The sequence below is a fragment of the Micromonospora trifolii genome (genome assembly GCF_050516465.1).
GTDB classification, from domain to species: Bacteria; Actinomycetota; Actinomycetes; order Mycobacteriales; family Micromonosporaceae; genus Micromonospora; species Micromonospora trifolii.
In genome coordinates this window covers 1972688-1990957 of sequence record NZ_CP191526.1, presented here as the reverse complement: position 1 = coordinate 1990957, position 18270 = coordinate 1972688, and the positions used below count along the sequence as shown (strand labels likewise).

Annotated in this window: 17 protein-coding genes; 9 read left to right on the top strand and 8 right to left on the bottom strand. The window is 70.9% G+C overall.

The features are described 5' to 3' along the window. Positions 1 to 18: 18 nt before the first annotated feature. A complete protein-coding gene (locus ACQRWP_RS09160) occupies positions 19 to 357 on the bottom strand; it encodes a DUF3817 domain-containing protein (protein WP_430503161.1) in 339 nt (112 codons plus the stop codon). Positions 358 to 510: 153 nt separating this feature from the next. On the opposite strand from ACQRWP_RS09160, the gene ACQRWP_RS09155 reads away from it, so the two are divergent. Both ACQRWP_RS09155 and ACQRWP_RS09150 read left to right on the top strand, forming a co-directional pair. After that, positions 511 to 1989 carry a glutamate--cysteine ligase gene (locus ACQRWP_RS09155; RefSeq protein WP_430501715.1) on the top strand — a complete coding sequence of 493 codons (1479 nt, stop codon included), beginning with the start codon at positions 511 to 513 and terminating at the stop codon, positions 1987 to 1989. Between the two features lie 160 nt (positions 1990 to 2149). Then, complete coding sequence (locus tag ACQRWP_RS09150) at positions 2150 to 3961, top strand: hypothetical protein (protein WP_430501713.1); 1812 nt, start codon at positions 2150 to 2152, stop codon at positions 3959 to 3961. A gap of 44 nt (positions 3962 to 4005) precedes the next feature. Here the strand turns inward: ACQRWP_RS09150 and ACQRWP_RS09145 are convergent, their stop codons facing one another. Further along, the gene (locus tag ACQRWP_RS09145; RefSeq protein ID WP_430501712.1) at positions 4006 to 4392 is read right to left on the bottom strand and encodes a DUF2267 domain-containing protein; all 387 of its coding nucleotides are present in this window, start codon (positions 4390 to 4392) and stop codon (positions 4006 to 4008) included. A 370-nt stretch (positions 4393 to 4762) separates the two neighbouring features. Between ACQRWP_RS09145 and ACQRWP_RS09140 the strand changes: the two genes are divergently transcribed. Beyond that, positions 4763 to 5803 carry a S66 peptidase family protein gene (locus tag ACQRWP_RS09140; RefSeq protein ID WP_430501710.1) on the top strand — a complete coding sequence of 347 codons (1041 nt, stop codon included), beginning with the start codon at positions 4763 to 4765 and terminating at the stop codon, positions 5801 to 5803. 3 nt (positions 5804 to 5806) lie between these two features. Here the strand turns inward: ACQRWP_RS09140 and ACQRWP_RS09135 are convergent, their stop codons facing one another. The 3 genes from ACQRWP_RS09135 to ACQRWP_RS09125 all read right to left on the bottom strand — a co-directional run bounded on the left by ACQRWP_RS09135 (position 5807) and on the right by ACQRWP_RS09125 (position 8633). After that, entirely contained in the window at positions 5807 to 6382 is a 576-nt protein-coding gene (locus ACQRWP_RS09135) for a GNAT family N-acetyltransferase (RefSeq protein ID WP_430501709.1), read from the bottom strand. A gap of 98 nt (positions 6383 to 6480) precedes the next feature. Beyond that, entirely contained in the window at positions 6481 to 7653 is a 1173-nt protein-coding gene (locus ACQRWP_RS09130) for a zinc-dependent alcohol dehydrogenase (protein WP_430501708.1), read from the bottom strand. Between the two features lie 29 nt (positions 7654 to 7682). Further along, the gene (locus ACQRWP_RS09125; protein ID WP_430501707.1) at positions 7683 to 8633 is read right to left on the bottom strand and encodes an SRPBCC family protein; all 951 of its coding nucleotides are present in this window, start codon (positions 8631 to 8633) and stop codon (positions 7683 to 7685) included. A gap of 335 nt (positions 8634 to 8968) precedes the next feature. Here ACQRWP_RS09125 and ACQRWP_RS09120 point away from each other — a divergent pair, with 335 nt between their 5' ends. The 4 genes from ACQRWP_RS09120 (at position 8969) to ACQRWP_RS09105 (ending at position 13180) form a co-directional block, all read left to right on the top strand. Beyond that, positions 8969 to 9487: a sigma-70 family RNA polymerase sigma factor gene (locus tag ACQRWP_RS09120; RefSeq protein WP_430501706.1), complete on the top strand. Its 519-nt coding sequence runs from the start codon at positions 8969 to 8971 to the stop codon at positions 9485 to 9487. Continuing rightward, complete coding sequence (locus ACQRWP_RS09115; RefSeq protein WP_430501705.1) at positions 9474 to 10682, top strand: hypothetical protein; 1209 nt, start codon at positions 9474 to 9476, stop codon at positions 10680 to 10682. Before ACQRWP_RS09120 ends, ACQRWP_RS09115 begins: the two co-directional genes overlap by 14 nt. Positions 10683 to 10762: 80 nt before the next feature. Next, positions 10763 to 11125, top strand: coding sequence for an SCP2 sterol-binding domain-containing protein (locus ACQRWP_RS09110; RefSeq protein ID WP_238679083.1), 363 nt, complete (start codon positions 10763 to 10765; stop codon positions 11123 to 11125). Positions 11126 to 11128: 3 nt separating this feature from the next. Then, the gene (locus tag ACQRWP_RS09105; RefSeq protein WP_430501703.1) at positions 11129 to 13180 is read left to right on the top strand and encodes an amylo-alpha-1,6-glucosidase; all 2052 of its coding nucleotides are present in this window, start codon (positions 11129 to 11131) and stop codon (positions 13178 to 13180) included. An 8-nt stretch (positions 13181 to 13188) separates the two neighbouring features. Here ACQRWP_RS09105 and ACQRWP_RS09100 read toward each other — a convergent pair whose 3' ends face one another. Further along, positions 13189 to 13725, bottom strand: coding sequence for a hypothetical protein (locus ACQRWP_RS09100; RefSeq protein WP_430501702.1), 537 nt, complete (start codon positions 13723 to 13725; stop codon positions 13189 to 13191). 89 nt (positions 13726 to 13814) lie between these two features. Continuing rightward, a complete protein-coding gene (locus ACQRWP_RS09095; protein WP_430501701.1) occupies positions 13815 to 14768 on the bottom strand; it encodes a helix-turn-helix domain-containing protein in 954 nt (317 codons plus the stop codon). 93 nt (positions 14769 to 14861) lie between these two features. Here ACQRWP_RS09095 and ACQRWP_RS09090 point away from each other — a divergent pair, with 93 nt between their 5' ends. Together ACQRWP_RS09090 and ACQRWP_RS09085 are read left to right on the top strand one after the other, a co-directional pair. Beyond that, on the top strand, positions 14862 to 15872 hold the full coding sequence (locus tag ACQRWP_RS09090) for a saccharopine dehydrogenase family protein (protein WP_430501700.1): 1011 nt from the start codon (positions 14862 to 14864) through the stop codon (positions 15870 to 15872). 249 nt (positions 15873 to 16121) lie between these two features. Further along, positions 16122 to 17630 (top strand): DUF1996 domain-containing protein, encoded by a 1509-nt coding sequence (locus ACQRWP_RS09085; RefSeq protein WP_430501699.1) that lies wholly within the window; start codon positions 16122 to 16124, stop codon positions 17628 to 17630. A gap of 75 nt (positions 17631 to 17705) precedes the next feature. Here ACQRWP_RS09085 and ACQRWP_RS09080 read toward each other — a convergent pair whose 3' ends face one another. Then, a complete protein-coding gene (locus tag ACQRWP_RS09080; protein WP_430501697.1) occupies positions 17706 to 18185 on the bottom strand; it encodes a hypothetical protein in 480 nt (159 codons plus the stop codon). Between the last annotated feature and the right edge of the window lie 85 nt (positions 18186 to 18270).

Genomic DNA, 18270 nt, shown 5'->3' with positions numbered 1-18270 from the left:
CGCGGGCGGGTCGGCGGCTCAGCTGACCGGGACGGGCTCGCGGGCCGGTTGCCGGTCGGCGCCGAGCATGCCCCGGCGGCGGGCCCAGCGCTCGAAGGCCAGGGTGGCGAACGGCGGCACCGCGCTGGCCAGGGCCACCGCCGTGGCCAGCAGGCTCCACCGGTGCAGCCGGGCCACGGCAAGCACCAGCAGGACGTACGCGACGAACAGGCCGCCGTGGATCGGCCCGAAGATCTTGACGCCCAGCTCGTTGTCCGGCGGACCGTACTTGACCAGCATGCCGACCAGCAGGGCCAGCCAGGAGCAGGCCTCGGCGATCGCCGCCGCGACGAACAGCCGGGTCACCTTCTCGCGCATCCGCACGCCACCACCTCTCGGACCGCAATGCTATCGGTCGGCTCCGGCTGGGCTAACGGGGCGGGCAGTTGGGTAGGAAAGGGTCCTCGGGTCTTCCCCCGCCCGCCGATCACGTGCGAGGTTAGGGGGACCAGCGGTGACGGGGTGGTGACCATGGGCGAGGACGTCGGCGTACGAACCTTCAGTCGAGAGGATCGAGCCCGGTACCGCGACAAGGTCCGCCGCTGCCTGGATGTCTTCGCCGAGATGCTGCGCGAGTCCCGCTTCGACCTCGACCGGCCGATGACCGGCGTGGAGATCGAGCTGAACCTGGTCGACGAGGCGTCGAATCCGGCGATGCGCAACGCCGACGTGCTGGCGGCCATCGCCGACCCGAGCTTCCAGACCGAGCTGGGCCAGTTCAACATCGAGATCAACGTGCCGCCGCGCCGGCTGACCGGCACCGGCACTGCCGAATTCGAGGAATACGTGCGGGCCAGCCTCAACGCCGCCGAGGTGAAGGCCCGGGCGATCGGCGCGCACATGGTCATGATCGGCATCCTGCCGACGCTGCGCCCCGAGCACCTGACCGCCGAAACGCTGTCGGCCAACCCCCGCTACAAGCTGCTCAACGAGCAGATCTTCGCGGCCCGCGGTGAGGATCTGCCGATCGCCATCAGCGGGGTGGAACGTTTGGCGGTCACCGCCGACACGATCACCCCGGAGGCCGCCTGCACCAGCACCCAGTTCCACCTCCAGGTCAGCCCGGCCCAGTTCGCCGACTACTGGAACGCCGCCCAGGCGGTGGCCGGCATCCAGGTCGCGGTCGGCGCGAACTCGCCGCTGTTCTTCGGCCGGGAGCTGTGGCGCGAGACCCGCATTCCGCTGTTCCAGCAGGCCACCGACACCCGGTCGGAAGAGATCAAAGCCCAGGGGGTACGCCCCCGGGTCTGGTTCGGTGAACGCTGGATCACCAGCGTGTTCGACCTGTTCGAGGAGAACGTGCGCTACTTCCCGGCGCTGCTGCCGGTCTGCGATCCGGAGGATCCGGCGCAGGCACTCGCCGCCGGTGAGGTGCCCAATCTGGCCGAGTTGCGCCTGCACAACGGCACCGTCTACCGGTGGAACCGCCCGGTGTACGACGTATCGCGGGGCCGCCCGCACCTGCGGGTGGAAAATCGGGTGCTGCCCGCCGGTCCGACCGTGCTGGACACCATCGCCAACGGCGCCTTCTACTTCGGGTTGGTGCGCGCCCTCGCCGAATCGGACCGGCCACTGTGGTCGCAGATGTCGTTCAGCGCCGCCGAGGAGAACTTCACCAGCTGCGCCCGACACGGCATCGACGCGCAGGTCTTCTGGCCCGGTCTCGGCTACCTGCCCGTCACCGAGTTGGTGTTGCGCCGGTTGCTGCCGATGGCGCATCACGGCCTGGACCGGTGGGGGCTCGACCCGGCCGAGCGTGACCGGTTGCTCGGCATCATCGAGCAGCGCTGCCTGACCAGCCGCAACGGCGCGACCTGGCAGGTGGAGACGCTGCACCGGTTGGAGTCGGCCGACCACCTGGACCGGCCGGAGGCGTTGCGCGAGGTGGTCCGGCACTACGTCGACCTGATGCACAGCAACCGGCCGGTGCACGAGTGGCCGATCCCCTAAGCCCTCGGGTGCCCCTCTGGACCCCCGACCGCGTCCCGACCCAGCGGCCCGCGGTGGTGCGAAGCGCGTCCGCTCGGTTCACTGCCGGCAGGAACGTTTCTCGGTCGAGCCGCCCCGCTGCGCCGACCGCTCGGCGCGCCTGTCGTTGATGATGGGTGCCATGACGTCAGCGGGCGCCCAGCGGGTGCGGGATGTGAACGGCGCGACGCACACCGCGGTGGAGCAGCGACTGATCGAGTCCGTCGCCCGCGGCGAGGTGCTCGACTTGGCCGGCGACGGGCCGGTCGACGAAGAAGCGATGCGCTCCTGGGGCGACGACCACGCGATCTCGGCCTCGGTCATCCGTGAGCTGGCGCGCGGCCGGCTGGTCAGCGAGCCCGACCCGCATGGCCTGCGGCTGCGCGGGGCCCGGATCGTCGGCCAGATCGACCTGGAGAACGTCATCAGTGACCTGGCGCTGGAGTTGCGCGACTGCCTGCTGCCCGACGGTGTGAACCTTCGCAACGCCCGCCTGTCGGCGGTCGCCCTGAGCGGGTGCCGCATCGAGCAGGCGCCCGGTTCAGCGGACGCGGCACTGGAGGCCACGCGCTGTACGGCCTGGGCGCTCTCGCTCGAATGGAGCACGGTGAGCGCTGACACCGTCGCCGCCACCATTCGTCTCGCTGCCGCCCGCGTCGGCACACTGGACTGCCGCGGCGCGCGGTGGGAGAACAGCACTGGACCGGCCCTGGATGCCGACGGCCTCACCGTCGACCAGAGCGTGTTCCTGAATGACGGCTTCACCGCCACCAGCCCCAGCGCGCGCGGCACGATCCGGCTGCTCGGTGCCCACATCGGCGGCCAGCTCAACTGCGGTGGGGCACGGCTAGAAAACACCGTCGGCCCGGCTCTCAACGCCGACAACCTTCGAGCCGACCAGGACGTGCTGCTCTGGAACGGCTTCAGCGCCAGCAGCGCCAGCGAGCAGGGCACGATCCGGTTCATCGGCGCGCACATCGGGTCGCTGAGCGCGGGCGGTGCGCGGCTCACGAACACCGCCGGACCGGTCCTCGACGCCGACGGCCTCACCGTCGACCGGGACCTGGCCCTGGATCGTGGCTTCACCGCCCGCAGCGCCAGTGAGTGGGGCGGCGTCGGCCTGGCCGGCGCCCACATCGGTGGGCTTCTGGCCTGCGGTGGGGCGCAACTGGAGAACACGGTCGGCCCCGCCCTCGACCTGAACGGCCTTCGGGTCGACCAGGACGTGCTCCTGGATGGCGGGTTCAGTGCCACCAGCGGCGGTGACGAGGTGGTGGTGCTGGTGCTGGCCGGGACCAGGGTCGGTGGGGCTCTCCGCCTCGAGACCGATCGGCTGTCCCGTACGGCACCGGGCCCGGGACCGCTTGTCGAGGTGGAGGGGCTCACCTACAGCGGGCAGCCGCGGCCGGCGTCACTGCGGCGCTGGCTGACCCTGCTGCGCGAGGACACGCCCCGTTACAGCGCCCAGCCCTACCAGCAGCTCGCCGCCGTCTACCGGGCCGCCGGCCATGACCGCGACGCCCGCACCATCCTCATCGCCCAACGCCGTGACCAGCTCCAGCGCGCCGGGCTGAGCTCCGCCGAACGCGCCTGGGGTCGCCTCATCGGGATCACCCTCGGCTACGGCTACCAGCCCTGGCGCGCCCTGCTCCTGCTCCTCGCCACACTGGCGGTCGCCGTCGCGCTCAGCGTCGTCGGCGGCCACCACGGCGGCCTTGCGCAGAAGGCGGTGGCCAGCGGACCTGCCACCGCCTGCACGAGCATCGACCAGATCGGTGTCGGCCTCGACCTCGGCGCCCCACTACTCAAGACCGGTGCTCGGGATCGCTGCCAACCGACCGACACCGGTGCCGGTCAGACCCTCACCATCACCGGCTGGATCCTGCAACTGCTCGCCTGGAGCTTCGCCACCCTCTTCATCGCCGGCTTCACCAGCGCGGTCCGCAAGACCTGACCCCACGCTGACCTGCTCTGCGCCGGTTGCGGCGGGGGCGGCGCTCAGCCGCGCGGGGTGGGAACACCGAAGAGATCGATGATGCCGCCGGGAAGCTGGGCGAGCAGGTCGTGACGCTCGTCGTCGTTGAGCGCCTCGGCGACGGTCCGCAACACCGCCTGGGCGTGTAGACGCACCTGGTCCGCATCCGCGACCTGCTCCCGGTCGCCGACGTGCTTCAGGAACTCACCAATGTCCCACCGACGGCCCTGCGGATTACGGGTGACCGACGCGTCCAGCCGATCCGGTAGCTGCGCCGCCAGGTTGTCGGCCTCCTGTCCGGCGAGCCGTTCGCCGAGCACCGAGAGGACGGCCTGTATGGACCGCACGGCCTCGTTCTCACCGAGGCCCGCGCGCTGTCGTACCGTGGCGATCATCTGCTCGTACTCCATGCCCGCTCCTTCGGTCTCGTCGGCATGCCGTCAGGCCTGCCTGCTGACGAACGGGGCGAGTTCCCAGGCTCCCTGGCCACAAACGGGGTCACGCGTGGATCCGGACTTCCCGCCATCGGCGGGCGGGGCCTCACAAAACATGCCAGTCACGTCACTCGGCCTGCCAGCCGAGCCAGGTCGGGCCGTGCCGGAAGCCCGCCCGCTGGTGCAGGGGCACCGCGCGTTGCAGCGAGCGGCGTCCCTTGTGGACCCCGCCTGACATTGATGAATGTCGTAGGCTGTGGCAGCTCGCACATCGTCTGATCACGATGAGGGGACGCCGGTGGCCACTTCTGAAACAGATCCAGCCACGATCCAGGGACCCACGCGGGTGCCCCTGTCCCGTCGGCACATGCTGCGGATGGGAGCGGCGGCGGCCGGTGGCGCGGTGCTCGTCGGCACTGCGGAGGCCGCGTCCGCGCAGGCCGCGCCGGGCGGCACGAAGCGCCCGTTGCGGGCGCCGGTGTTGGCACCCGGCGACCGGGTCCGGGTCGTGTCGCCCGGCGGCACCCCCAACCCCACCAACATGGCCCGCGGGATCGAGATCCTGCGCAGCTGGGGCCTGGAGGTCGAGTTGGGCACGCACGTCTTCACCAAATACGGCTACCTGGCCGGCACCGACGAAGAGCGGCTGGCCGACCTGAACGCCGCGCTCAACGACCCGGGAATCCGTGCGGTCTTCGCCGCACGTGGTGGCTACGGCACCCAGCGGATCGTCGATCGCATCGACGTTTCCGGACTCCGCCGCGATCCTCGGGTGGTCGTCGGCTTCAGCGACATCACCAGCCTCCAGGGCCGGCTCTGGCGGGAGACCGGCCTGGTCACCTTCTACGGCCTCATGGTCAATTGGAGCGACAGTCGCACCGGCCCCGAGTCGGCCGAGGCATTGCGTCAGGCGGTGATGACCACCGCACCCGTCACGATCGTCAGGGATCCGGCCGAGGCAGCCGCGCCCGTGGTGGTGCCGGGGCGCGCAGCGGGGCCTCTGCTGGGCGGCTGCCTGACGCTGATCTCCACCTCGCTCGGCGCGGGGGATGTCCCCAAGTTCGACGGCGCGATCCTGTTCTTCGAAGACGTGGACGAGGCTCCGTACAGCATCGACAGGATGCTCACCGAACTGCGCCGGGTGGGCGTGCTGTCCAGGGTTGCCGGGGTGGTCATCGGTCAGATCACCAACAGCGTCGGCGGGCCGGGCGAGTGGGACGCGGCGGCGGTGCTGAGGGACCGCCTGTCCGACCTCGGCGTGCCGGTCCTGGGCGGGCTACGGCTGGGGCACGGCAACGGGCAGCTCACCGTTCCGCTGGGCTCGCGCGCCACGATCGACGCGACAGCGGGGACCCTGACGGTGGAGCCGGGAGTCCGCCCGCGCTAGGGCTCAGACCTGCGCCGTCGGGTCCCAGGGGGACGGGTCGTCGCGCAACCGGCTGTACAGGTGGCCGTCGCGCCACCGGCCAGCCCGAAACTCGCTGGCCCGCACGACACCCTCAAGCTGGAAACCGGCCTTCTCCAGCGCCCGTTGCTCGGCGACGTTCTCCGGGTGCGTACCGGCCTGGATGCGCTGGGCCGGGCTGTGCTGAAAGAGGTAGTCGCAGAGCAACGCCTGCGCGCGCCAGCCGATGCCCCTCCCCCGCCACGGCGGCAGCAGGACGATGCCGATCTCCCAGTACGACGCCCGTCCGGCGTAACGCCCAGCGGTGTAGCTGACGACGCCGGCGGCGGCCTGCTCCTTCTCGACCTCCACGACGAGCCGTCCGTCGTCCTCGCCGAGGTAGCCGTCGACGGCGAACCGCCGTGCCGGCGCGCCGGCGTCCCGGAAGCCGGCCCAGTCCAGCCCGATCAGGCCCGGCTCGGTGCAGAACCGCCCCAACATCGCCAGGTCGGGCTCGGCAACCGGCCGTAGCCGGACAGTGAGGTCGACCGATACCGGCACCGACGTGCCACCACTCTCCATGGCGACACGCTAGCTGCCGGACAACGGGAGACGTGCCCGGAGCTTTCGTCGCGTGCATGCGGGGCGACCTGCGGTGGTGGCCGAGGGGGGATCGCCAGTCAGACCTTGAGCAGCACCTTCGTACAGTCGTCCTGCTTCTTCTGGAAGATCTTGTAGCCCTTCGGGGCGTCGCGCAGCGGCATCCGGTGGCTGACGATGAAGCTCGGGTCGATCTCGCCGCGCTGGATGCGCTCCAGTAGCGGTCGGGTGTAGCGCTGGACGTGGCACTGACCGGTCCGCATGATCAGCGAGCGGTTCATGAAAGCGCCCATCGGGAACTTGTCGACGAAGCCGCCGTACGCGCCGACGACCGAGACCACCCCGCCGGAGCGACAGGCGAGGATCGCCTGCCGCAGTGCGAACGGCCGTTCCGTCTCGACCCGCGCGACCTGCTTGGCCCGGTCGTAGGCGTACATGGCGGCGTTGCCGTGGTGGCCCTCGAGGCCCACCGCGTCGATGCACGCGTCGGGGCCCCGACCGGCGGTCATCTCGTTGAGGGTGTCCAGCACGTCGGCTTCCTCGTAGTTGATCGTCTCGGCGTCGATGTGCTCCTTGGCCAGCCGAAGCCGGTACGGGAACCGGTCGATGACGATCACCCGTTCCGCGCCGAGCAACCGGGCGCTGGCCGCGGCGAGCAACCCGACCGGCCCGGCGCCCCAGACGGCGATCACCTGCCCCGGTTTGATGTCGCACATCTCGGCGCCCATGTAGCCGGTCGGGAACACGTCGGCCAGCATGACCGCCTGATCGTCGCTGATCTCGTCGGGCACCTTGACCGGGCCGACGTCGGCGAACGGCACCCGGGCGTACTCGGCCTGGCCGCCGGCGTACCCGCCGAGCAGGTGCGAGTAGCCGAAGATGCCGGCCGGCGAGTGCCCCATGATCTTCTCGGCGATGCCGGCGTTCGGGTTGGAGTTCTCGCAGACCGAGTAGAGGCCGCGCTGGCAGGACGAGCAGTGCCCGCAGGCGATGGGGAACGGCACCACCACCCGGTCGCCCGGCTTGAGGTTGCGGACCTGCGGGCCCACCTCGACCACCTCGCCCATGAACTCGTGGCCGAGGATGTCGCCCTTGCGCATCGCGGGGATGTAGCCGTGGTAGAGGTGCAGGTCGGAGCCGCAGATCGCGGTGGTGCTGATTTTGACGATCGCGTCCCGGGCGTTCATGATCTTCGGGTCGGGTACGTCGATGACCTTGACGCTGTCGGTGCCCATCCAGGCGGTGGCCTTCATTCTCGGTCCCTTTCGGAGAGCTCGGGCGGTCAGCGGCGGGACGTCGGCAGCGGCTGGGCGGGTCGCTGCATGGCCTGTTGGCGTACGGAGATGCCGTTGGGGCTGCCCTCGGAGCGGACAACCTCGCCGGTCTCCAGGACCTGCTTGAACCGGCGCAGGTCGTCGCGGACCTGCTGCTCGGGTTCCTCGCCGAAGAGCTTCGCCACCACTCGGCCGAGCGCGCCGGCCGGCGGGGCGTAGCGCAGCTCCACCCGCACCTCGGTCCCCCGGTCGCCGGGTGCGGGCACGAACCGGACCCGGCCGGCATTGGGCACCCGGGTCCCCGGCAGCGAACGCCAGGTGATCGACTTGTTCGGCTGGTCGTCGATGATCTCGGCGTCCCACTCGACGCGGTGCCCGGCCGGACCACGGGCGATCCAGTGCGAGCGGCGCAGGTCGTCGGCGCGGACGGACTCCAGGTGCGCCATGAAGCGGGGCAGGTTCTCCATGTCCCGCCAGAACCGGTACGCCTCGGCGGGTGACCGGTTCACCGTCACCGCGATCTGCATCCGGATCACCCGGGCGCGGGCCCGTCGATCCCGGCCGACGCGTACGGCGGCGAGCACGTCGACGGCGGCGATGCCGGCGATGGCGAGGGTGGTCAGCGCGACCCGGTGGCGGCGTTCACCGCCGCGGTCGGCGAGGGCCCGTCCGAGCAGGGTGAGGTCCATGGCGTCGCCGGCCACCCGACTCCAGGCCCAGCCGGCCGGGCGGCGGCCGCTGAGCAGGCCGGCGGCACTGCCCAGCTCCCGTAGGCCGATGGCCGGAAGCACGGCCCGCGCGGCCGGGGAGTCGTCGACCCCCGTCAGTCGCGCGAGGGGTCCGGGCGCGACCAGCGCGCCCACTCCCAGGGCCAGGCTCAGCAGGCCGAGCGTGCTCGGCAGCGTCGCCGGCACCGGCCCGTCCAGCTCCGGCAGGAGCACTGTGTCGACACGACTCATGTCCGGTCCCTTCCGGTGGGCGTCGCCGCCGGTCCGCCGGCGGGGCAGCGGTGGTCCCGCCCCCGTGACGCTATGTCGTGCCGGTGCCGCGTGCGCCGGGTTCGGGATAGAACGTCCGATGCGGTCGGTGTGGGCGGGAACGCCTGCGGCAACGGTCGGCATCGCGACATTGACCCGATTTGGATTACTTGAACGCCGTAACCGTCGGCCCGACCCACCGCGCCGAGCGGTTACGGACGCCGGTCGTGGTGGACTTCAACCTCGGCTGACCCGGATTCTGGCCGGACACCGGAACCTTCTCCCCGGCCCGTTGGTGGGAGTGGTGGAGAAGGGGGGTGACGGTGTCCGACGGCGATCTGATCTCCGAGCTCTACGCCGGCTGTTTCCGACGCCTGGTCGTCCAGCTGTACGCGGTGACCGGCGACCTGACCGAGGCGCAGGAGGCGGTCCAGGAGGCGTTCACCCGAGCGCTGATGGCGCCGGGGCGGTTCGCCGGGCTGGAGAACCCGGAGGCCTGGTTGCGTCGGGTCGCGGTGAACTGGGCCCGCAGCCGGTTCCGCCGCCGTCGGAAGCTCGACGGGCTGCTGCGCCGCATCGGTCCGCCGCCGGCCGTCGCCGATCACTCCCCGGAGCACCTCGCCCTGCTCGCGGCGCTGCGCGTGCTGCCGGAGGGGCAGCGAGTCGCGCTGGCCCTGCACTACCTCGTCGACCTGCCGGTGGACGAGATCGCGGCCACGCTGGGCGTGTCGTCCGGGACTGTGAAGTCCCGGCTGTCGCGGGGCCGGGTCGCCCTGTCGGCGCTGCTCGCCGACACCGACGCTACGGAAACCGGGAGGATCGATGTCCGGTCGTGAGTTCTCCGGATTCGACGTGGACACCGTCACCGAGGCCGTCTCGCAGCCGCCCCTCGACGACCTGCGGACCACCGCCCGGTCCCGTCGGCGCCGGTCGGTAGCGATGGTTACGGCCGCACTGGTCGTACTGGCCGGGCTGACGGTCGTACCGCTGGTGGTCGGGCCCGACCGGGCCGCGCCGGCCGACCCGCCGACACCGTCGGGTGCGCAGTTCAGCCAGTTCACGCTGACCGGGCCCGACTCCGGGGTCGACGTACGGCAGGACGGCTGCGTCGTGCGCTTCGCCTACACGGGTGACGGCGGCCGCAGCTGGTCGGACTGGGACGCGGCGCGCTTCGAGGGCACCCGATGTGCGGCCGGCATCGCCGCCGGGACGCCGGGCAGCGGCACTGACTTCTTCGTACTCGGTGAGCGGTCCTACCTGGTCACCGACTCGGGGCTGGCCCAGATCTCCACCGACTACGGCCGCACCTGGCGGGACGCGGCTTCCGCGATCGTCGCCGTACCCACGTTCCCGGTTACGGCCCGACCGGTCCTCTGCGGGTTCGGCTGTAGGCCGGTGTTGGAGCCGCTGGCGGTGGACCCGTCGAGCGGAACGGTGTACCGGCTCACCGCCACGGCACCCTCGTGGCGTGCGCTGTTCAGCCTCTACCCGGCAGCGGACGGCAGCATCTGGGCCACGTACCGGATGGCGAGCGCCCAGGGATCGACCGTCGCCCGCAGCGCCGACCGAGGCGCCACCTGGACCACCTGGGAGGTGGGCGACGGCGGGGACGTGATCACGGCGGTCGGGATCGACGACCAGGAAGGGTACGTGCTGACCGAATCGTCCACGGCGGGTGGCAGGGCGCGGCTGCTGCGGACCACTGACGGCGCGAAGACCTGGACGGACACCGGCGCCGAGCTGTCGGATCAGATCCACTACGACCTCACTGTGGGGTCGGACGGGTCCCTGCTGGCGATCACTCCCGGTGGGGGCACCGAACCCGACCGCCGCGCGCGGCTGCTGGTCAGCCGGGACGACGGGGAGCACTTCACAGTCGCGCGGGAGTACGGCCGGCTCGTTGGTTCGGTCAGTGTCGCGCCCGGCTACGCCTGGCTCTTCGGGCGCGACGACGGGTCGACGGGCGAGCCGGACCACGTCCTCGTCACCACGGACGCGACCACTTGGACCCGCTTCTCGCTCGCACCGTGAACAAGGGGCGCCGCCCGGCGTTAGGAGTGCGCGGCACCGGGTAGCCGGCATCCGCTCTTACCAGCGCCCGAGGAGGTGGGATGTCGGCGACCAGCGCCTTCTTCGAGCGGTTGACGGTCGCTGGCCAGGATCCGCGGTTCAGCAAGGTCTGTGGCAGCGTGCGATTCGACATCCGCGACGACGGCCACCTGGAGCAGTGGCTGCTGGACATCGATCATGGTCGGATGCGGGTGACCCGAAGCGGTGGCCCCGCCACCACGGTGATCCAGGTGTCCGCGCAGGTCGCGGAGGCGATGGCGCGGGGCGAGGTGAATGGGCTGGCGGCGATCACCCGGGGCGAGATCATGGTGGATGGTGACCTCGCTCTGGCGTTGCGCATCGGGCGGCTGTTTCCGCGTGAGCCCGGACGGCTCCAGCGCGACGACCCCGACAGTGGGACGTGATCGATGAGGGACATCGCGGGCACCGTGGCGTGCATCGACGGGAACACCTTCATGGTGTCCGACGCCAGCGGCGACGTGGAGTCGTCCCCGAGCACCCCGGTCGGCCTCTTCGCCGCCGACACGCGCTTCCTGTCCCGCTGGCGGCTCACCGTCAACGGCGAGTGCATGACCGCGCTGTCGGTGGACGACAGCCAGTACTTCGAGGTCACGTTCTTCGTGGTGCCGGGCGCGGCGGTGGACTACGTGGAGGCCGACGTGTCGGCCATTCGGCGTCGGCGCATCGGCCCGGATCTCACCGAGTCGCTGACGATCTTCAACTACGGCGAGCGGGACATGACGCTCGACGTGCGCCTGGAGGTGGCGGCCGACTTCGCCGACATCTTCGAGATCAAGTTCGACAGCGGTGACAAGGCCGGCGCCCGTTACACGCACGTCGGCCCGGACGAGTTGCGCCTGGGCTACCGGCGCGGCACCTACCGACGTGAGGTCGTCGTGTCGGCGAGTGAGCCCGCGGAGTTCCACCCGGGCGGCCTCCGGTTCGCGGTCCGGCTGCGCCCCGGGCAGCAGTGGTCCACCCGGTTGCAGGCCGCCATGCTGGCGTTGCGCCCGGACGGCGTCGACCTGCGCGAAGCCCTGCGCGCCCTTCGGCCGGACGACTCCACTCTGCCGACGAGCGTTCAGGCGTGGGTCGCGGCGGCCCCGACCCTGGACACCGACAGCGTCGGCCTCCAGCAGGTCTACCACCGCAGCCTGGTGGACCTGGCGGCGCTGCGCTTCGCCCCGCTCTCGCTCAGCGGCGCGAGCGTGCCTGCGGCCGGGTTGCCCTGGTTCATGACCCTGTTCGGTCGCGACAGCCTGTTGACCTGCTTGCAGACCCTGCCCGTCACCCCGTCGTTGACCCCACCGACGCTGCGGATCCTCGCGTCGTTGCAGGGCGTTCGGACCGACGACGTGTTGGAGGAGGACCCGGGCCGGATCCTGCACGAACTGCGCTACGGGGAGTCGGCCGCGTTCGAGGAGCAGCCGCACTCCCCCTACTACGGCACTGTGGACGCCTCACCGCTGTTCGTGGTGCTGCTCGACGAGTACGAGCGGTGGAGCGGCGACACCGCACTGGTGATGGAGTTGGAGCAGGAGGCCCGGGCGGCCCTGGCCTGGATCGACCTGTACGCGGACCTGACCTCCACCGGCTACGTCTGGTACCAGCGACGCAACCGCGCCACCGGGCTGGACAACCAGTGCTGGAAGGACTCCTGGGACAGCATCTCCTACGCCGACGGCCGGCTGCCGGGCTTCCCGAGGGCCACCTGCGAAACCCAGGGGTACGCCTACGACGCGAAGATCCGAGGAGCACGGCTGGCCCGTACCTTCTGGGGTGATCCTGCCTTCGCCGATCGATTGGAGAGCGAGGCGGCGGCCCTGTACGAGCGGTTCAACCGGGACTTCTGGCTGGAGGACCGCGGCTTCTACGCCCTCGCGCTCGACCACGACGGCACCCCCGTGGACAGCCTGTCGTCCAACATCGGGCACCTGTTGTGGAGCGGCATCGTGCCACCGGAGCGGGCACCTCGGGTGGTCGAGCACCTGATGGGTCCGGCGCTGTTCTCCGGTTGGGGGGTGCGGACGTTCGCCGAGGGGCAGCGCCGCTACAACCCGCTCGGTTACCACAACGGCACGGTCTGGCCGTTCGACAACTCGTTCATCGCCTGGGGTCTGCGCCGCTACGGGTTCAGCAACGAGGCGGCCCGCATCGCCGAGGGCGTCCTCTCCGCCGCCACCTACTTCGAGGGCCGGCTACCCGAGGCGTTCGGCGGGTTCGACCGCGACACCACCCGGTTCCCGATTCGGTACCCGACCGCCGGCAGTCCGCAGGCGTGGTCCAGCGGCGCCTGCATGCTGCTTATCCGCACCATGCTCGGTATCAACCCGCACGACGACCACCTGGCCGTGGACCCGGCGCTGCCCACCACCTACGGACGGATTGCGCTCCTGGACATCCCCGGCCGTTGGGGCAAGCGCGACGCGTTCGCCCGGCAACGCCCCGACCAGCGCTAGCGACACGTTCAACTGACGGTGAAGCCGCCGTGGGTACGCGCCTCCCGCAGCCAGTCGAGCCAGGTCACCCACAGCTCGTCGGTCTCCCACTCGGCCCGCGGGCTCGTCGGCGACGCCTCGTAGAGAATCAACGCCTGCTCAATCTCGGTCTGGCCCACCACCCAGGGGCCGTTGCTCGTCAGCTTGAACTCCGGAATCCCCACCTTGCCGGGGCTGGTCTGCGCGGATGCCGCCCGTTCGGCCTCTTTGTAGGCGTCGCGTCGGTGCTGATCGTTGCGCCAGTCGTCGACGCTGTCGAACGGCCAGTCCGGAAAGGGCTGTGGCGTTGCCTGGTAGGTCATGCCGGCCCACCGCATGCGTTCCCGACAGAACCCCATGCCGGCGATGTTCAGGGCGAACTGGTAGGCGGCGGCGAGCGACGAATACTCGTCGTAGCACTGTGGCCAGTTGCCACACGATCCGTTCAAATCCATGCACGCTTCGGCGTGGGCGCGCGCGGCCGCGGCGGGTTCGGGCAGATCAACGTGTTCGAAGCTGTAGCCCATCGGATCCCCCGACCGCCGGCAGAGCAGGAGCTTGGCATTCTGCCCGACACCGACGAGCGACGCCCTCCCGCGCGTACCCCGGTCAGGGCTCAACCCACGGCAGGTCCGGTGGCCCGGAAGGTGCGCCGGTACGCGTCCGGAGCCACGCCGACGGTGCGGTGGAAGTGCCGACGCAGCGTAGCGGCGGTGCCCATGCCGGCCGCCTCGGCGATGGCGTCGATGCTGTCGTCGGTGTTCTCCAGCAGCTCCTGGGCGCGGCGGATCCGCTGCGTCGACAGCCACAGCAGTGGGGTGGTGCCGGTGGTCGACCGGAAGTGGCGGGCCAGGTTGCGTGAGCTCATGTTCGCCTGCCGGGCCAGGTCCTCGACTGTCAGCGGCCGGTCCAGGCGGGCCAGCGCCCAGGGGAACAGGGTGGCGAGCGGGTGGTCGTCGCGGGCCGGCACCGGGGTGGTGACGTACTGGGCCTGGCCGCCGGCGCGGTGCGGTGGCACGACCAGGCGGCGGGCGACGGCGTTGGCGACGGTCGAGCCGTGGTCGCGGCGGATCAGGTGCAGGCACAGGTCGATCGCGGCGGCCTTGCCGGCGGAGGCGAGCACGGTGCCGTTGTCGACGTAGAGCACGTCCGGGTCGACCCGTACTTGGGGATAGCGGGCGGCCAGCGCCTCGGTGTGCGCCCAGTGCGTGGTGGCCCGCAGCCCGTCGAGCACCCCGGCGGCGGCCAGCACGAACGCGCCGGTGCACAGCGAGACCATCCGGGCGCCTGCCCGGTGGGCCGCGCGGACCGCGTCGAGCAGGTCGGGGGGTACGTCCCCGTCGACGTCCTCGACCGACGGGATGATCACGGTGTCGGCGCGGGCGAGGCGGTCCAACCCGTCGTCGGGCGCCACCAGGAAGCGGCCGATTCGGACCGGGCCGGGGCCGCAGATCGCCACGTCGTACCAGGGGTCGGCCAGGCCGGAGGGGTCGTGGGCGAATACCTCGCAGGCCAGCGCCAGCTCGAAGTGCAGCATTCCGTCGGTGGCGGCGATCGCGACAAGGGTCATGTCCGAAACTGTACGGGGGTTGGCGTTCCCGACACTGGTCGGTCGCCGGCCGCTGCGGGAGGCTGGATCCAGTCGATCTTCGAGGGGGCAGCGATGGGCCACAGCGTGGCGGTGTTCGGGGCGTACGGGCACACCGGACGGTTCGTGATGGCGGAGCTGCGCGAGCGCGGGATCGGCGCGCTGCCGGTGGGCCGCGACCCGCGCCGACTGGCGGGGTTCGGGCTCGCCTACCGGGTGGCGTCGGTCGACGATCCGGCCTCGCTCGACGCGGCGCTGACCGGCGTGGACGCGGTCATCAACTGCGCCGGCCCGTTCGCGTCGACCGCCCCCGGCGTGATCGAGGCCGCGCTGCGCGCCGGGATCCCGTACGTGGACGTGGCGGCCGAGATCGAGGCGAACCTCGACACGTTCACGCATTTCACCGAACGAGCCCGGGCGGCCGGTGTCGCGGTGGTCCCGGCGATGGCCTTCTTCGGCGGGCTCGGTGACCTGCTCGCGACGACGGCGATGGGCGACTGGACGTCGGCCGACGAGGCGCACGTCGCGTACGGACTGAGCAGCTGGCACCCGACGGCCGGGACGGTCGCCGCGGGCGCCGTCTCCCGCGAGCGCCGCGCCGGCCGCCGGGTCCGCTACACCGGCGGCCGGTTGGAGTACCCATCCGGCGGGGAGCTGCCGAGGGTGGACTGGGACTTCCCCGAGCCGCTGGGCCGGCGCACCGTCCTCGGTGAGTTCACCATGGCCGACGTCGTCACCATCCCCCGCCACCTGGCCATCCCCGAGGTCCGCACCTACATGACCGTCGACGCCGCCACCGACCTGGCCGCCGCGGCGGCACCGGTCGCTGTCGACGGGCTGGGCCGGTCGGCGCAGACGTTCACTGTCGACGTCATCGTGCGTCGCGGCGACACGCGTCGCCGCGTCGTGGCCAGTGGTCGGGACATCTACGCCGTCAGCGCGCCCCTGGCCGTGGAGGCGGTCCGGCGCGTCCTCGATGGTCAGACGAGGACCAGCGGCGTCGCCTCCGCCGGCGAGATGTTCGACGCGCCCGACTTCCTGCGCGCGCTGTCGCCGGCCATCACCGTCGAACCGGTCAGCGACTGAGGCCGAGAATTCGACCACAATTCGTTACTCAAAATCCGTAATCATTGAGCCAGAACGGGGCGACGGGACTTAAAAGAAACTTAAGACTGTACGAGCGAAAAATTGTCATCCGGAGCCGCCGCGCTGGCTGCCAGGGCACTTGTCGACCGGCCTCCTTAATTCTTTCCCCGCGAGTTGATGCAGGCCCCTGACGTGCACATACTCCTTCCGACAGGAGCTTTGTCGTCGACTCGAAGGAAACCACTGGTAATGCGGACTCCTCCCGCGCACGTCGCACCGCCGGATCGGGCGCGAAAGCGTCGTCGCGTCACTCGCATCACGCTCGCCTCCGCGGTCGTCGCCGCGCTGGCCGGCAGCGGCATCTACATCGCCGGCGCCCAGGCCGAAGAGGTCGCCGTGCCCGGCCGGGTGCAGGCAGAGGCCTTCGCGGCACAGTCCGGGGCGCAGACCGAGGGCACCGGCGACGCCGACGGCGGCCGGAACGTCGGCTGGCTGGCCAGCGGCGACTGGCTGCGCTACGACGGTGTGTCGGTAACCGGCGTCGACCTGACGGCCCGGGTCGCCTCGCACAACGCCGCCGGCGGCACTGTCGAGTTGCGCCTCGGCGCGCAGGACGGTCAACTGCTGGCCAGCTTCCCGATCGCCCAGACCGGCGGCTGGCAGAAATGGACGACCGTCACCGCGAAGGCGTCCGCTGTGCCGGCCGGCGCGCAGACCGTCTTCGCAGTCCTGAAGAGCGCCTCGAAGTCGGATTTCGTGAACCTGAACTGGTTCACGTTCGGCCCCGCGACGGGCACGTCGCCGAGCGCGTCGGCCACGCCGAGCACGTCGGCCGCCCCTTCGGCCACGCCGAGTTCCACCGCGTCCGCGTCCCCGTCGACGTCCGTCCCGCCGAGCGCGCCGGTCGGCGGCTGGGTGCCCGTCGACCAGGCCAAGTGGAACAAGGAACTGGCCGCCTTCGACGCCATCAAGCCGAAGGCGGTGCCACCGGGCACCACCCGGGTGCCGGAGTTCCACACCGACTGCGGCGTCGCGAATTCCGCCCCGGACGACCCGATCGTCCTGCCGGGCCTCTCGGGCGCCTCGCACATGCACACCTTCTTCGGCCCGAAGGTCGACGCCTTCACCACGACGGACAAGCTGTTCGCCGCGGCGAACACCTGCAACGCCCCCGGGGACAAGAGCGCCTACTGGACCCCGGAGCTGCGCAAGGACGGCAAAGCCGTGCCGATCAAGAGCATGCGCATCTACTACGGCTCGCGGGTCAAGGACCCGTCGACCGTCAAGCCCTTCCCGCCGGGCCTGGTGGTGGTCGAAGGCGACGCCAAGCGGCAGGTCGACACTCCGAAGAACGCCGGTAGCAACCAGTTCTGGTGCGCGGGCAGCGCCGAGATCGGCCGCAGCGCCGACGGCAACTGGCCGAAGTGCGCCCCCGGCGGCAACCTGATCTTCCAGCTCGTTTTCAAGGACTGCTGGGACGGCAAGAACATCGACTCACCCGATCACAAGTCGCACATGGGCGACCCGGTGAACGGCGTCTGCACCGGCAAGTACCCGGTGGCCGTGCCGGATCTCTCCTTCATGGTCAACTACGAGTCGCTGGGCGGTGATGGCCTCAGCCTCTCCTCCGGCAAGCCGTCATCCATGCACGGCGACTTCATGAACGCCTGGGAGCCGGAGCGTCTCGGCAACCTGGTGAAGTCCTGCCTCAACCAGAACGCCAAGTGCGGCGTCGACACGACCTTCGCCGGCGGCTGACCACCGCCACCGTTGTCGACGGACGGCCCCCACGCTCAGGCATGGGGGCCGTCCGTCCTCGCAGCACCGCGTTGGTCAGAGAACCAGGCTGACGCCGACCGCCTTGCACGCGGTGGAGATGTCCTTGCCGGCCTTCTCGAAGACCGGATTGTCGGCGGCGGTCGCCGGGTCCGCCGCGGCCGCGGCCTTGGCCGCCTCGGCGCCGAACTCTCGCAGGGCAGCGGCCAGCTTGCCGTCCCCGGTCGCGGCGACCGCGGTCACCTTCTTGTCCAGATCACTCAAGATCTTCTGGTAGTCCGCCGCCGACGGCTCGCCAGCCGTGGCGACCTTCACCAGCTCCACCCTCATCTCGTCGCTGGCCTTCTTCGCCGACTCGCAGAGTTTCTTGTCGCTCGCGGTGCCCGCCGCGGGTGACGAGGCCGGAGTGGCGGCAGCGGAGGTGGCCACCGCGGACGAGGTCGCGGAGGTGGGAGCGGGCGTGGTGGGTCCGGCGGTCGTCGCCTTGTCTGTGTCGCCACAGGCGGCGAGGGCGGTCGAAACGGCAAGGATCAACATGGCTGAGGCAAGACGGGAAGGTTTCACGGAGGCGCACGATAGCCGATGCCCAAACGATGATCAATTTGCTCGGTGCCCTGCCGGC

What these genes read in the sequence shown, in the direction of transcription:
- ACQRWP_RS09160 (WP_430503161.1), bottom strand. Translation starts at nt 357, where the DNA reads ATGCGCGAGAAGGTGACCCGGCTGTTCGTCGCGGCGGCGATCGCCGAG.
- ACQRWP_RS09155 (WP_430501715.1), top strand. Translation starts at nt 511, where the DNA reads ATGGGCGAGGACGTCGGCGTACGAACCTTCAGTCGAGAGGATCGAGCC.
- ACQRWP_RS09150 (WP_430501713.1), top strand. Translation starts at nt 2,150, where the DNA reads ATGACGTCAGCGGGCGCCCAGCGGGTGCGGGATGTGAACGGCGCGACG.
- ACQRWP_RS09145 (WP_430501712.1), bottom strand. Translation starts at nt 4,392, where the DNA reads ATGGAGTACGAGCAGATGATCGCCACGGTACGACAGCGCGCGGGCCTC.
- ACQRWP_RS09135 (WP_430501709.1), bottom strand. Translation starts at nt 6,382, where the DNA reads ATGGAGAGTGGTGGCACGTCGGTGCCGGTATCGGTCGACCTCACTGTC.
- ACQRWP_RS09130 (WP_430501708.1), bottom strand. Translation starts at nt 7,653, where the DNA reads ATGAAGGCCACCGCCTGGATGGGCACCGACAGCGTCAAGGTCATCGAC.
- ACQRWP_RS09125 (WP_430501707.1), bottom strand. Translation starts at nt 8,633, where the DNA reads ATGAGTCGTGTCGACACAGTGCTCCTGCCGGAGCTGGACGGGCCGGTG.
- ACQRWP_RS09115 (WP_430501705.1), top strand. Translation starts at nt 9,474, where the DNA reads ATGTCCGGTCGTGAGTTCTCCGGATTCGACGTGGACACCGTCACCGAG.
- ACQRWP_RS09110 (WP_238679083.1), top strand. Translation starts at nt 10,763, where the DNA reads ATGTCGGCGACCAGCGCCTTCTTCGAGCGGTTGACGGTCGCTGGCCAG.
- ACQRWP_RS09105 (WP_430501703.1), top strand. Translation starts at nt 11,129, where the DNA reads ATGAGGGACATCGCGGGCACCGTGGCGTGCATCGACGGGAACACCTTC.
- ACQRWP_RS09100 (WP_430501702.1), bottom strand. Translation starts at nt 13,725, where the DNA reads ATGGGCTACAGCTTCGAACACGTTGATCTGCCCGAACCCGCCGCGGCC.
- ACQRWP_RS09095 (WP_430501701.1), bottom strand. Translation starts at nt 14,768, where the DNA reads ATGACCCTTGTCGCGATCGCCGCCACCGACGGAATGCTGCACTTCGAG.
- ACQRWP_RS09090 (WP_430501700.1), top strand. Translation starts at nt 14,862, where the DNA reads ATGGGCCACAGCGTGGCGGTGTTCGGGGCGTACGGGCACACCGGACGG.
- ACQRWP_RS09085 (WP_430501699.1), top strand. Translation starts at nt 16,122, where the DNA reads ATGCGGACTCCTCCCGCGCACGTCGCACCGCCGGATCGGGCGCGAAAG.
- ACQRWP_RS09080 (WP_430501697.1), bottom strand. Translation starts at nt 18,185, where the DNA reads ATGTTGATCCTTGCCGTTTCGACCGCCCTCGCCGCCTGTGGCGACACA.